This is a genomic window from Mucilaginibacter sp. SJ (assembly GCF_028993635.1).
Lineage (GTDB): Bacteria > Bacteroidota > Bacteroidia > Sphingobacteriales > Sphingobacteriaceae > Mucilaginibacter.
On the sequence record NZ_CP118631.1, the window covers coordinates 271,424 to 285,473 of the forward strand.

Genomic DNA, 14,050 nt, shown 5'->3' on the forward strand with positions numbered 1-14,050 from the left:
TTGCTAATTGATCAATAAAAATTAAGGACATGAAAAAAATATTGCATATTATATCGGTATTTTCAACAGTAGCCCTGTTGCTTGCCGGGTGTAAAAAAGACAAACCAGCGCCCCAGCCCGAACCGGATGAGCCCAAACCCATCGCCGGTTTCACGGTAGCCCGAACAGATAGCGTTGATTTTTTAAGCTATCAGTTCACCAGTACGTCCATCAATTATAAAGATATTCTGTGGCAATTTGGCGACGATAGCACATCGGCAGAAAAAGCACCGAAGCACAGGTATGCCTTTGATGGCTTATATCACGTAACATTAACGGCCAGAAATTCACAGGGGTACTCAGCTGCCCGGGAAATAATATTGAACGTTGCCGACCCTAATTTTGACCGCACCAAGGTTGGTGAAAGTTACTTTGCTACCATAGGCGGTACATTGACTGTATCACGCGATAATGGCGGCGGCCCAAATGCAAACGAGGGGTCACTAAAAGTAGTTGACGGCGATCCGAATACCAAATTTTTCCAATCGGGGTTCTCCGGCGACCTGGTGATGAAATATGAGCTTAAAACACCTGCCGTTGCAGGAGCATATACTATGACATCGGCAAATGACTCACCTGATCGTGACCCAAAAGGATGGATCCTCCAGGGTTCTGAGGACGGTATACGCTGGATAAACCTGCACAGCAAGAACAACGAAGTTTTTGCCAACCGCTTTCAGCGCATCCTATATCACTTTAATAACAATGTAGCTTATAAATTTTATAGGATAAGCATTAAGACCAATAATGGCAGTCGTGACTTCCAGATGGCTGAGTGGACGGTTAATAAAAAGCAGCCATAAAATTGGTTGTTTGTAAGAATGATCCATGGAATGTTCGATCTGATGTTACGTAAGTTCATTCGCCCGGTCAACAGTTTTTAAGGAATAAGGCCCGGGAGTGTAGTATCCGGGCTTATTCCTGAGGGGATTTCGGTCATGTAAAGTCCGCGAATGTTCAGTCTCTCCATGTCCTAACCGATTCGGCAAAACCCAAGGCTATTCTTCTTCATCTCCGGTGTTCTTTAATTTCATAAGCAGGCTGTAAGCGCCTTTAGTCACCACGGGTACACCTTTCAGGTTTTCATCCGCTAACTGTACGTAGCCTTCCTCGTTCAGGCCGGTCTTAACCTCCTGCATTTCATAAATATTTTTGCTTTTTACACGAAATACATAATATTTATTCTCAAAATTAACCACCGCTTCCTCCGGTAGCGTTAAGCCCTCGCCAGATTCTACCTCAATTTCGGCATTCATGAAAGTGCCGGGGATCAGGCTCTGGTCGTATTTTTCAAGGTGACAATGCACCACAGTCTTGCGGTCGCCGCCCAAGTCTTTACCGATGAGTACGATTTTTGCCTCGTATTGCTGATCCGGTTTGCTGTTCATCCAGGCAGTGACACGTTGACCGGCATGCAACTGGTTGACATCCTTTTCAAATACGTCTAAAGCCAGGTGGATATCGGATGGGTTCACGATCTCAAACAGCACATCGGTGGGGTTTACATATTTGCCGATATTGACATTCACCTTGCTGACAAAACCATTGATGGGCGAATAGATATTGGCGCTGCGTGTGATATTTCCGTCGCTCAACCGTTCCGGGTTCAACCCGATCAGGCGTAGTTTCTGAGATAATGCACTGACCAGCACTTTCTGACTTTGGTAATCGGCCTGCGCCTGCTCAAATACTTTGTCGCTGCTGGCCTTGCTTTGGTTGAGGTCGCGCTGGCGGTTGTATTCTTTTTCGGCAGCGATGAGCCGGGCTTGGGCAGTCAGGTAATCCTGCTGCAATTGGATGAACTGCTGATCTTCCATCACTGCGATGGTTTCTCCTTTGGCCACATGCATACCCGGCAGAAGCTTGGTGGATTTGAGATAGCCACCCATCGGGAAGCTGATGCTCACCAGGTTCTGCGGCGGTACATCGATCACACCGGTCACGCGTAGAGTGCCTGCCATTAAACGCATTTGCGCCCGGCCGGTATCCAGTCCCGCGTTTTTGGCCTGGACTTCGGTTAAGGTAACCGAATTAGCATTCAAAGCGGGCTTCTTTTTAGTACTATCAGTATTGGTTTGCCCGGGCTTACCCCCGCAGGCAGAGAGCAGCAGGAAACAGGTTAAGGCATATATCGGGGTTTTGATGGATTTGTTCATGATTATTTGTTTTTCAGAGCATTGATATAGATGATGGTTTGATTCAGGCTGTTTACCGCCTCGATATAATCATTACGAAGTGTCATAGCCTGGTTAATGAGCAGCGTATATTCCAGGTAATTGATCTGCCCGGCAATAAATTGCTGGTGAGCGGTATTCAGGATGGTTTTGGCATTAGGCAGGTTAATATGCTCGTCATAGTCGGCCAGCCTGCGGTATTTGTCCAACTCGGCTGCTGCCTGCCGGTAACGGCTTTGGAACTCCTGCACTCCGGCCTGGTAATCAACCTGGGCTTTTTGCTCCTGAATACGCGCCGCGCTGACACGGTTACGCTGCGCACCACCGAAGATGGGTACGGCAATACCCACCTGCACCGATGAAAAACGGTCGCTGCCGGTATAAAAACGGCTGTTGCCGTTCACATCCTGCGTACCCCGAAAGCTTTGGTTGTAATAACCAAAGTTTAGGTCAGGTAGCAACTTTGCTTTTTCCACTTGCGTTTGCGCTTTGGATACTTGCTGTTGCTGGTTCAGATATTGTAACTGCGGATGTGCGGATAGGGAGGTATCGGCAGTAACCGGTAATGGCAAGCGAAAGTTATCTGAAGTTGGTTCTAAATCAGCAACCGTATTTAAAAGTATTCTGAACTTCACTAATGCTTCGGAAAGGTCAGCGTTCACCATTTCGGTCTGCCTCAGGATCTGGCCGCGCTGGCTTTCGGCAGTGGTCTTTTCCAGGATATTGCTTTCGCCTTTTTCAAACCGTAGTTTAGCATTTTTCAGGAACAGTGTGTAAATACTGTCGGCGGTGATGAGCAACTGCTGCTTCTGCTTAAGGTAAAGCACCTGGTAAAATGTCGCTGCTACTGCTCGCCTCAATTCATTTTCCCGCAAAGCTACGTTCAATTGTCCGGCTTTATATTCCTCATTGAGCAATGACTTTTGCCGGGTGTACAGGCCTGGAAAACTGACCGACTGAACAACCGACAAACGGTTATCATAATAAGCGCTGTTAATATTGCCGTATTCGCCGTTCAGTTGCGTTTTGGGGAGAGTGACCGCTGTACCTATGTTTTGTTTCAGGTAAGCGGCGTTCAACCGTTCGCTTTTAAGGCCCAGGTTGTTTTTCATAGCGGTATCCAGTGCGGCTTTGAGCGTTACCGGGGTTTGCGCCTGGCTATTGCCGGCGAACAGGCACACCGCGCTGATTAGCAGGATGAACGGTATTTTTATAGATAACTTACGTAAGGCCCGTTTCTCGACGAGCATATAGAGGATGGGGAGCACGAAAAGTGTCAGGAAAGTTGCCGTAACGAGGCCGCCGATTACAACGGTAGCCAGGGGCCTTTGCACTTCGGCCCCCGAACCGTTGCTCAGCGCCATTGGCAGAAAACCGAGCGAAGCAACGCTTGCCGTCATTAAAACCGGGCGCAATCTGAGCGTTGTGCCTTCAAATACGATCTTTTTAATATCCGTCATTCCCGAAGCTTTTAAACGATTGAACTCGGAAATTAACACAAGGCCATTGAGTACAGCCACGCCGAACAGCGCGATAAAGCCTACGCCCGCGCTGATGCTGAAGGGCATTCCCCGCAATACTAAGGCAAGCACACCCCCAATGGCGGATAATGGTACGGCCGAAAAAATAAGCAGGCCTTGTTTGACCGAACCGAAAGCCAGGTACAGCATGAGCAGGATAAGCAGTAAGGATACCGGTACTGCAATGCTAAGCCTCGCTTTGGCTGCATTCAGGTTTTCAAATGCACCGCCATAAGTAACCTGGTAACCTGGCGGCAACTTCAGTTGGGCGCCTGCCTTTTGCTGTAATTCCTCCACCATGCTTTGCACATCGCGCCCGGCCACGTTAAAGCCAACAATAATACGTCGCTGAGCGTCTTCACGCTGGATCTGATTGGGGCCTTGCTCAATCTTTACCGCCGCTACCTGCTGCAAAGGAATTTGATTGCCGGAAGGTGCCGGTATGAGCAAGTTCTGTACATCGCTCAATTGTTTACGCTGGTCGCCTGCTAAACGCACTACCAGGTCAAAGCGTTTCTGCCCGTCATAAACTATACCGGCAACACCGCCTGCAAATGCGGTGTTCACCACCTGGTTTACATCTGCAATGTTGAGCCCGTATTGAGCAATAGCCGCACGATTGTAGCGCACGACAATTTGCGGCATACCGGTCACAGATTCTACATAGATCCCCCTCGAACCTTTTACGGATTGGGCGATGCTGCCCAGTTTGCGGGCAAATAGCGCCAGTGTATCCAGGTTCTCACCAAATATTTTACAAACTACATCCTGGCGTGCACCGGTCATTAACTCATTAAAGCGCATCTGCACCGGGTATTGGAAACCAAAGGTTACACCGGGAATGGCTTCCAGTTCTTTAGACATTTTTTCCGTCAGGTCATCAAAGCTTTCGGCAGACTGCCATTCGTTTTTATCTTTTAAAATGACCATCATGTCGCTGGCATCGATGGGCATTGGATCTGTCGGTATCTCGCTGCTGCCTGTTTTACCAACAACCTCCTGCACTTCGGGGAATTTCTTTAATAAAATTTTGGATGCCTGTGATACCGCATTGACAGATGTTTGCAGGCTGCTGCCGGTCAATACCCGTGTTTCCACTGCATAATCCCCTTCTTCCAGTTTGGGGATAAACTCACCGCCCAGCCTGGTGAGGGTAAATACGGAGATCACGAACAATACCGCTGCAACCGCAATAATCGTTTTTGGCATACAGACGGCACGCTCCAGCGCCCGGTGATAATGCCGTTGAAAGAAAGCGATCATCTGGTCGGACCAGTTGAACTCATTGTCTGATTTCCGGCTCAAAAACAGGCTGCTCATTACCGGCACATAGGTTAGCGAAAGCACAAATGCCCCGATCAGTGCAAAGGCCACCGTTTGCGCCATCGGTTTGAACATCTTGCCCTCGATACCCTGAAGCGTGAATATAGGAATATAAACGATCAGAATAATGAGTTCGCCAAATACTGCCGCGTTACGCATCCTGGTAGAAACAGTCACTACTTCTTCATCCATCTCCGAAGGACTGATCTGTTTTCTTTTTTTGACGTGTACCTCGTGCATAATAGCCTCAACAATAATTACGGTCCCGTCCACGATCAGCCCGAAATCGAGCGCCCCCAGGCTCATCAGGTTACCCGATACGCCGAATAGGTTCATCAGGATGACCGCGATCAGCATAGCGAGGGGAATTACCGAGGCAACCAGTAAGCCGGCGCGCAGGTTGCCCAGGAAAATGATCAGGACGATGAGCACAATGACCATACCTTCGATCAGGTTATGCTCCACCGTTTTAATGGCGTTGTTCACCATTTTGGTCCGGTCCAAAAATGGGTCGATCATCACACCTTCCGGCAGCGACTTACGGATCACATTTACCCTTTCTTTCACGCCCGCGATCACTTTATTACTGTTCGCGCCTTTCAGCATCATAACCACCGCGCCGGCCACCTGCTGGCGGCCGTTCCAGGTCATTGCGCCGTAACGGGCTGCATGATCCAGTTTTACTTCTGCCACATCACGAATGAGCAGCGGTGTGCCGTCGGCCAGGTTTTTGACAACGATCCGGCCGATGTCATCCAGTGTAGCTACGAGGCCCTCGCTTCGGATGAAGAGTATAGCAGGGCCGCGCTCAATATAAGCGCCGCCTGTATTGCTGTTGTTCTTTTGAACGGCATTGTATACGTCAGTGAGGGTGACATTATAAGACTTTAGGCGGTTAGGGTTCACGGCGATCTCGTACTGCTTCAGGTAGCCGCCGAAGCTGGCCACATCGGCCACGCCTTCTACACCTAACAATTGCGGGCGCACGATCCAGTCCTGAATTGTACGCAATTGCATCGCATCGTATTTATTTTCGTATCCGGCTTTGGCCCGTACCGAGTATTGGTAAATTTCGCCGAGGCCGGTAGTCACCGGGGCCATTTCGGGTTTGCCGAATGTGGCAGGTATCTCGTTGGCGATAGTTTGCAGGCGTTCGCTGATCTGCTGGCGTGCCCAGTAAATATCGGCTTTGTCTTTAAACACGATAGTTACTTGAGACAAGCCAAAGCGGGAAAAGCTGCGGATTTCTTTAATATCAGGGATATTACGGCAGCTTTGTTCTATAGGAAAAGATATGAGGCGTTCCACATCGGGAGCTCCCAGTGACGGGGAACGTGTGATGATCTGCACCTGGTTATCAGTAATATCCGGTACGGCGTCTATAGGCAGCTTGCGGACTTCGGCGACACCCAATACGATTAGCCCCAATATAAATAGAGCAACGATAAGTTTATTTCTTACGGAAAACTCAATAATTCTGTTAAGCATGAAATGAATTTCTACTGTTGATAAAAGACAATAAGCAACCAGGCTGCTTATGACAAGCAGCTATCAACAGTATGCGGGAGGGCCGCGAAGTACAGGAAGTTCAAAAAAGACCAGCGGAGGGTCGGGTCCTTCGGGTATCACCCATTTAACAGCAGGTAATTGAATTATCCTTGTCCCGGGGGCAACAGCTGATACCGGTAATATCGTTACCGCGGCATGCTGAAAATCAAAATGCAGATCAAACTGGTGGAAGAAAATGTGTTCAATTTTTACATGTTCCAGCGGGTCATGCGGATGATGCCTCGCATGTGTAGCAAGTGTGTCATCCTCATCTGCATGGTGATGCGGCGTAATGCCATGATATAGCAGCAGGGTGAAACCCAGGAACAATAATATTTTGCTAAACCATTTCACCATATGCAAATATAGCAATATCTATTGTTCGCGGAGCCCGTTAAATTAACGGCAACCCATTGATTTCAATTTTTTAGACTAAAAACTATCGGTACAATATGTTCATTAAAAAAGTCAAATAAATATTAAGAAATCATGGCCAACACTTCACGCCACTCGTTAAGCTCGGGCAAGCCAGGTTTGCGTTTGCCAAATAGCTGCACAATCATTTCGCCTTCGGCATCAAAAAGTTCGAGGGAGTTGATGTCGCCATCGTTTGATGGTTTAACCACCTGCCATACGGAGGCCACGGCATCCATACGCAAGTGCAGGTTAAATTCGGGATCAAGCACATTAAACCAAACATCCATCTCCACTAACCGGGTAACCATACCGGTGTGGATCTGGATGCAGCCCTGGTTGCCTACAAATACCATTACGGGTGCTTGTTTTACCGAACAGTTTTGCATTACGGTTTTAAAATCATCCGTGGTAATCTGCTTTGTAAAGCCTGCAGGGGCAAGCCTTAAGGCCTGGGTGCGGTTAAGGTTAAAACGCTTCAGTAAGCCAAAAAACTCGTGGGTATCCTGTAAAGCTGCCCAGGCTTGTTGAAATGCAGCAACATCAATTTCATCGTCGGGCAATGAAGGTTTAGCAGGGGCAGGGTCTGGCAATAGAGCAACCACTTGCTGATCTGCTTTGCGGAAACGAGCGACCAGTTCCCGATATTTTTCGGGATTGCTTTTATCTGTAAGATATATTTTGTGTATTGCCACACCGTTGCCATCAAAAAACTGCAGACTTTTAAGGTTGTTGTCGTCTACAGCAAAGCCTGATTTCCAATGGCTCATGAATAAGCGAAGATCGATATCCGGGCCTAAAACCAAACCGGCGTGAGGGCCGAATGAAATCTTTTCGTAAACACCTTTGCGCTCATGAACGCAATATTCGTTTCGGGTGAGGGCCATTACATAACCTAAAGTGGTGATCTCTTTTAGCAGGTCCTCAAATTTATTTTCAAGAATGATCACGTTTTCGCCAAGACCGGTCATCAGTAACTCAGCTTCACTAACTTTTAGGGCGGCAGCTATATCCCGGATCCTTTTTCTGGGATTTTCGGCTTTGAAAGCAAGATATTGTTCTTTTAATGATATGGTTTCCATATTTAGCTGTATAAGGTTCTAATTATAGCTTGTGCCTGGTGTACGATCACCTTAGGCATAATGAGTTGTTTAAGTGTGTTTGGATTGGTAAAAACATCGGCCTCGGTTTCAAAAACATCATAAATGCTTTTGGTATTCAATATCTCGGCAGGAGAGCCGTGGTACCATTTGCGCCCATTTTTCAGCATCATGATATTATCGGCATATTGAGCGGCCAGATTAATATCGTGCAAAATGGCTACTACCATAAAACCTTTTTTTGCCAGCATGGCTGCCAGTGATAGCGTTTGCTGCTGATACAGGATATCCATGCCGGATACCGGTTCATCCAATAATAATAACGCTTCCGGCGTATCCCAGATTTGGGCCAGCACCCGCGCCAGGTGAACGCGCTGCTGCTCGCCGCCTGATAACGACAGGAATGAGCGTTCGGCCATGCGCGTTGTGCCGGTGATGGCCATTACCTCGTTAATAATATCCCAATCGTGTACTGCCGGTTTACTGCCATAGTGCGGGTAGCGGCCCATCTGCACTATCTCCATCGCCAAAAAATCAAGATTAATGATATTTTGCTGATTGAGAATAGCACGTTTCAATGCCAGCTCTTTTGCTGAATAATGATTTAAAGCTTTCCCCGACAGCGAGATAGACCCGGTTGATGGTTCTTTTTCGGCGCTGAGCAAACGCATCAGCGATGATTTCCCTGCTCCATTGGCACCCAGGATCACCGTGATCTCGCCGGGGTGCACCATAAATGATACATCTTTTAACAGGGTATGTTTCCCGGTTGTATAAGTTACGTTTTCAACTGTGAGCATATTACCGGGTAATTTTCTTTTTGTCTTTTATTAAAATATATAAGAAAACGGGCGTACCTAATAAAGCGGTTATCACACCGATAGGCAACTCGACAGGGGCAACCACTTTGCGGGCTATCATATCGGCCAAAGTGAGGATCAGTGCGCCCATCAAAGCAGATGCCGGCAGTACGCGGCGGTTATCTACACCAAAAATCAGCCTTACCATATGTGGTACCAGCAAACCAACAAAGCTGATAATGCCTGATACAGCTACCGATGCTCCAACCGCCATAGTAGCCAATACAACCACCCAACGCTTTACACGGCCAACCGGTAAACCCAATTGCTGCGCCTGTGTTTCGCCAAGGGCAAAGGCATTAAGGGTTTTAGCCATGGCAGGCAGAAGTATTAATGGAATAAACACTAAAGGTATAAGGCATAAAACAATTTGCCATGTAGCGCCGCCAAGGCTTCCTAACAGCCAAAACGTAATGTTACGCAACTGCTGATCATTGGCCATATAAGTAACTAAACCGGTTAAAGCCCCTGCGAGCGCGTTAACAGCTATGCCGGCCAGCAGCATGGTGGCTACGTTGGGCCGACCATCATTGCGCGAGATCTGGTAAACAACAAATGTGGCAATCCCAGCCCCCGCGAATGAGCCAAAGGCAAGTAAATAGTAACCCAGCAAATTGCCCAGGCCGGCCAATAAAGCCGTTTCGGCAGCAATAATGAGTACCGCGAACAACGATGCCCCGGACGAGATCCCGATCAAGCCCGGTTCGGCCAATGGATTGCGGAAGATGCCCTGTATGGCCGCGCCCGAAATTCCTAACGCCGCACCAACAAGCAGACCCATAATAACGCGCGGCATCCGTACTATCGTAAGCACTGTATCAAATTGCTCATCAATAGTTGTGTTTTTAAATAACCCTGCCTTTTTTGCGAGTATGAGCAGCACATCCTGAACAGGAATTTTCATAGCCCCCATACTTAACGACAGAGCCGCTGTAAAAAAAACGCCTGCGCTTAATAATGTATAGATCAGTCCGTTTTTCATTACAGGTTTTTGTTCAGCGTTATGATGGCCTGGTCAAGCCTTACGCTGAAGTTGATCAAAAGCTCGCCATCCATCTGCACGATTTTTTTGTTTTTACCCGCATTGGTTTGGGCTACGCCCGGCATTTTTAATACCGCTTCAGTTCCGCCCAAACTGCTCAGGCCAAAATCAAACATCAGGATCACATCTGGATTGGCTTCTATTAACGACTCGGTAGTGTAAGGCTTAAAGTTGTCGAAACCCTGTGCCGCATTTTTGCCGCCGGCTAAGGATATGATAGCATCGATATTGGTGTGTTGCCCGGCAACCAGCATAACACCGGTACCGCGGGCATAAATGAATAACACTTTTGGTGTTTTATCACTTTTTTTAACACCGGCTAATGCTTTATCTACTTTGGCCTGTGTTTGTTTAGCCAATGCTTCACCTTTAGCCGCAACCTGGAGCGCGTTAGCTACCGCTTTAATAAAAGCTACCGAGCCACTTACAGAATAATCCTGTTTAATATTCACGAGGTTAATACCGGCTGAGTGTAGCTGATAGGCTATCTCTTTTGACACACTGCCTTCAGGCGCAAGTATTAGATCGGGCTTGAAAGAAATCAACCCTTCGGCAGATACTGTACGGTTCCTGCTTACTTTAGGTAAGGCGGCAACGTAGGCCGGGTAAATACTGGTTACATCAACAGCTACGATACTTTTCCCAAAGCCTAAAGCGTCGACAGTTTCGGTTAAAGCCCCGCTTAGGGTAATGATTCGCTTAGGGGCGGCTGCGCTGGCTCTTATGCTGAAACCTATCAGTAGGAGAAGGGCGATCCCTTTTATGTATTTGATAATTAAATTCATAGTAAATTGGCAGGGCGTTTTTAAAGAGCGCTGTAACGGAAGGTATAATTAGCCGAAGCTCCGTCCGATCCGTCTTTATAGTAGCTATCAATAATTAGTTTATAAAATTTCCCCGCGGCTGTGTGGATAAAGATCACCTTGCCTGGGATAGGGCTGATCTGGTGGGTATCCATGTTATAAGTATACCAGCCGTTGCCGCTTCCCCACGGAATGGCTTGCTTGCCTTTTTTATAGCCCGATGCCGGCGCTTTATCGATCTTATCAAATGATGAGTCCGAAACAATCTGACCTTCGGCTGCACCCTGTACAATAATGCCGGTGTGGTGAAACGAGATATCCCAGCCGGTTTTCACGGTATCAGCCTCGTTTACTTCAGTTCCTTTTTCGAAATTAAAGTAGGCCATTTTATCAGCCGCGTTAAGATTCCGGATTGTTTTTATGGCGGCGGTTTGCGAAAAGGCATATCCAATAGGCATTAAGAAGCCGGTTAACAGGAGCCTGTAACTTATTTTTTTAAGGTTGATCATGATCTGAAATTGATTAAATGTGGCATTGATTACGCAAAGCAAACATTTAATTAGACTAATTCAAAATAATAAACCGATTTTTATGGACCTGGTATTTTAAGGAAAAGTTAAGCGTTGGCTTTTTGATTTCTAAATGGATTTTTTGTAAATATTTGATTTTTAAGTGTTTGTATAGGTGTCGTCTCTTTGTTGATCTCCCTGATTCTTACTGTGCTTTATTCATATCTCCAAAAAGGTTAAAACTTTATCCTTAAACAGTAAAAGAAAATCCCGATTGCGTAAATGATTTCTCATTTCTATAAACGACTTTTGCTTTGTTTATTTAGACTTATTAAAAATAAGAAAATGCAATTTATATTCAATGTTTAAATTTTACCTGATGCTTTATCTATGCTGTTTTTGTTTAACATCCGCTGCCGAACCTCTTTATAAAATAAGCGGACAGGTGAAGAGCGAACAAGAGGAGCCGGTTAATGCAGCTACTATCCTTATCAAAGAAAATTTAAGTGGCACCCAAACCGATACAATTGGCCGTTTTATAATTGAAAAGTTAAAACCAGGCGAATACACCCTGATCATTTCGGCTGTGGGGTATGAAAAGCGCTTTCAGCAGGTTGTTATCAGTAAAGCTTCTGTTAATAATTTAAGTATCCGGCTAAAGGTATCGGCACAAAGCCTTAAAGAGGTAAACGTATTGGGCAAACAAGAGAGCCACGATAACCTGATCGATTTTACCCGTACGCCGATGCCTTCAACAGTGATCAGCCGAAAGCAGATTGAGATGATGGGGAGCCGCCGGTTAGATGAGGTATTGAAGGAGCAAACCGGTTTGGCTATTGTAAATGATATAGGTTCGGGTGCGAGGGCGGTTGGTCTTCAGCTTCAGGGTTTTGATAGCGGCTATACCATGATCATGATAGATGGTCAGCCGATGACCGGCCGTAACTCCGGGAATTTTGACCTGTCGCGGATTACGGTGGCTAATATCGAACGGATTGAGATCATTAAAGGCGCGTCATCATGCCTGTTTGGCAGCGAGGCATTGGCCGGGGTAGTCAATATAGTTACCCGCCAAAATATATCGCAAAGCCAGGGCCTGGCCAGTTTGCGCTACGGTAGCTTTAATACTTTGGATGCAACACTGGAAGGTGAAACACCTTTTGCAGGCGGCAGGGGCTCAGGTTATATATCCGGTAACTATTACCGTACCGATGGCTTTAACGCCAATCCTTACCTGAGCGAAGGTAAAACGGCACCACCTTATGATAGTTATACTATACAAGGCAGGGGCAGGTACACTTTAAGTAAAATGAACGCGATTAATATAACCGGCAGGTATGCGGCGCGTAATTCGGTTAATCAAACTGCTTACAGTACAGAGCCAAGCCGCGATGTTTTGGTTGAAAAGGACCTGAATGCATCGGCTATTTTAAATACAAATTTTAATAGCGGACTGCGTTTAAAAACGCAATATTACCTTACCCGTTACGCTACCGATCAAAACATTACCAACCGGGCCAACAGCCAGGTTATACCTACCAACAACTTTGTGCAATACCTGCATCGCGGCGAATTACAGGCTTCTCAAACCTATTGGAGTACTGTGGTGCTTACAGGTGGTACGGGTATTCAGTACGAAACGATGAATAACAAGCTTTACAGCGGTGCCAAAAGTCAATCAACAGCCTTTGCTTATGGGCAGGCCGACTGGAAACTGAGCGATGAGCTGGGCCTAACCGGTGGTGTGCGGGGCGAACACCATAGCCGTTACGGTGGCAGCTTCAATCCAAGTTTTGGTGTAAAATATCAGCCTGCGAAAGCACTTACCTTAAAGGCGGCTATAGCAACCGGCTTTAAAACGCCGGATTTCAGACAGCTATACCTCAATTTTACCAATTTGGCAGGCGGTGGCTACACCGTTTTAGGAACCGATGTTTTTTCAGCTGAACTTCAGAAACTGCAGGATGCGGGGCAAATAGCAACCGTATTTGCTAATGCAGCCAAAGTGAGCACGCTTAAACCCGAACGCTCTGTGGCCTATAGCGCCGGTTTTACATTACAGCTAAGTGCCAATATAAAGGCGGATGTAAACGGCTTTTATAACGATGTACGCAACTTTATCAATACCGATCAGGTGGCTTCAAAAAAAGGCGGGCAGCAGGTATTCTCTTATTTTAATATCGATCGGGCTTTCCTGACGGGTGCTGATGTTGGTTTGAGCTGTAGAGTAACCCGCGGATTTAATGTGTCGGCAGGTTATCAACTGCTGTATGCAAAAGATAGGGGAGTTATTGATTCGATCAAAGCAGGCAGGGGCAATTATGCCCGGGTATATGATACCAACACAGGCCAAACCCGCCGCTCAAAAACATCCGACTATTTCGGGTTGAATAATCGTTCGCGTCACATGGCCAACGTGAAGTTTACTTATGAGTACGAACCCAAAAGCATCACCGGAACTTTCAGGGTTAACTACCGGGGCAGGTATGGTTTCCAGGAGGCAAACCTGCCCAACGGATTTCTTGATCCAAATGATACCTATGTATCCAGCTTTTTCCTGTTCAATGCATCGCTACAAAAAAAACTGATGAACAATCACTTTTCGGTACAGCTAACCGCCGATAACATCTTTAACTACCGCGACCAACTGATGCCGTCACAAAGCGGGCGTACCATTATGCTTGGCCTTAACTATCGCTTTTTTAAACAGCAATAAAC

General features: G+C 46.8%; 10 protein-coding genes. 2 read left to right on the top strand and 8 right to left on the bottom strand.

The features are described 5' to 3' along the window. The first annotated feature begins 29 nt into the window (after window positions 1-29). Window positions 30-842: a PKD domain-containing protein gene (locus tag MusilaSJ_RS01020; protein WP_274988221.1), complete on the top strand. Its 813-nt coding sequence runs from the start codon at window positions 30-32 to the stop codon at window positions 840-842. Between the two features lie 195 nt (window positions 843-1,037). On the opposite strand, the gene MusilaSJ_RS01025 is transcribed toward MusilaSJ_RS01020, so the two are convergent. From MusilaSJ_RS01025 to MusilaSJ_RS01060, 8 genes are all read right to left on the bottom strand, one after another. After that, on the bottom strand, window positions 1,038-2,195 hold the full coding sequence (locus MusilaSJ_RS01025) for an efflux RND transporter periplasmic adaptor subunit (protein WP_274988222.1): 1,158 nt from the start codon (window positions 2,193-2,195) through the stop codon (window positions 1,038-1,040). A 2-nt stretch (window positions 2,196-2,197) separates the two neighbouring features. Next, the gene (locus MusilaSJ_RS01030) at window positions 2,198-6,544 is read right to left on the bottom strand and encodes a CusA/CzcA family heavy metal efflux RND transporter (protein WP_274988223.1); all 4,347 of its coding nucleotides are present in this window, start codon (window positions 6,542-6,544) and stop codon (window positions 2,198-2,200) included. 63 nt (window positions 6,545-6,607) lie between these two features. Next, the gene (locus MusilaSJ_RS01035) at window positions 6,608-6,961 is read right to left on the bottom strand and encodes a hypothetical protein (RefSeq protein WP_274988224.1); all 354 of its coding nucleotides are present in this window, start codon (window positions 6,959-6,961) and stop codon (window positions 6,608-6,610) included. Between the two features lie 122 nt (window positions 6,962-7,083). Next, window positions 7,084-8,100 carry a hemin-degrading factor gene (locus MusilaSJ_RS01040; protein WP_274988225.1) on the bottom strand — a complete coding sequence of 339 codons (1,017 nt, stop codon included), beginning with the start codon at window positions 8,098-8,100 and terminating at the stop codon, window positions 7,084-7,086. A gap of 2 nt (window positions 8,101-8,102) precedes the next feature. Then, on the bottom strand, window positions 8,103-8,918 hold the full coding sequence (locus MusilaSJ_RS01045) for a heme ABC transporter ATP-binding protein (protein ID WP_274988226.1): 816 nt from the start codon (window positions 8,916-8,918) through the stop codon (window positions 8,103-8,105). 1 nt (window position 8,919) lies between these two features. Then, window positions 8,920-9,960 (bottom strand): FecCD family ABC transporter permease, encoded by a 1,041-nt coding sequence (locus MusilaSJ_RS01050; RefSeq protein ID WP_274988227.1) that lies wholly within the window; start codon window positions 9,958-9,960, stop codon window positions 8,920-8,922. Then, on the bottom strand, window positions 9,960-10,805 hold the full coding sequence (locus MusilaSJ_RS01055) for a heme/hemin ABC transporter substrate-binding protein (RefSeq protein ID WP_274988228.1): 846 nt from the start codon (window positions 10,803-10,805) through the stop codon (window positions 9,960-9,962). Before MusilaSJ_RS01055 ends, MusilaSJ_RS01050 begins: the two co-directional genes overlap by 1 nt. A gap of 20 nt (window positions 10,806-10,825) precedes the next feature. Further along, entirely contained in the window at window positions 10,826-11,332 is a 507-nt protein-coding gene (locus MusilaSJ_RS01060) for an HmuY family protein (RefSeq protein ID WP_274988229.1), read from the bottom strand. A gap of 445 nt (window positions 11,333-11,777) precedes the next feature. On the opposite strand from MusilaSJ_RS01060, the gene MusilaSJ_RS01065 reads away from it, so the two are divergent. After that, entirely contained in the window at window positions 11,778-14,048 is a 2,271-nt protein-coding gene (locus tag MusilaSJ_RS01065) for a TonB-dependent receptor (protein ID WP_274988230.1), read from the top strand. Window positions 14,049-14,050 lie beyond the last annotated feature (2 nt).

Excerpts from the sequence above, each read along its gene's own strand:
- MusilaSJ_RS01060 (WP_274988229.1), bottom strand. The coding sequence starts at position 11,332 with ATGATCAACCTTAAAAAAATAAGTTACAGGCTCCTGTTAACCGGCTTC.
- MusilaSJ_RS01020 (WP_274988221.1), top strand. The coding sequence starts at position 30 with ATGAAAAAAATATTGCATATTATATCGGTATTTTCAACAGTAGCCCTG.
- MusilaSJ_RS01045 (WP_274988226.1), bottom strand. The coding sequence starts at position 8,918 with ATGCTCACAGTTGAAAACGTAACTTATACAACCGGGAAACATACCCTG.
- MusilaSJ_RS01030 (WP_274988223.1), bottom strand. The coding sequence starts at position 6,544 with ATGCTTAACAGAATTATTGAGTTTTCCGTAAGAAATAAACTTATCGTT.
- MusilaSJ_RS01035 (WP_274988224.1), bottom strand. The coding sequence starts at position 6,961 with ATGGTGAAATGGTTTAGCAAAATATTATTGTTCCTGGGTTTCACCCTG.
- MusilaSJ_RS01050 (WP_274988227.1), bottom strand. The coding sequence starts at position 9,960 with ATGAAAAACGGACTGATCTATACATTATTAAGCGCAGGCGTTTTTTTT.
- MusilaSJ_RS01025 (WP_274988222.1), bottom strand. The coding sequence starts at position 2,195 with ATGAACAAATCCATCAAAACCCCGATATATGCCTTAACCTGTTTCCTG.
- MusilaSJ_RS01055 (WP_274988228.1), bottom strand. The coding sequence starts at position 10,805 with ATGAATTTAATTATCAAATACATAAAAGGGATCGCCCTTCTCCTACTG.
- MusilaSJ_RS01040 (WP_274988225.1), bottom strand. The coding sequence starts at position 8,100 with ATGGAAACCATATCATTAAAAGAACAATATCTTGCTTTCAAAGCCGAA.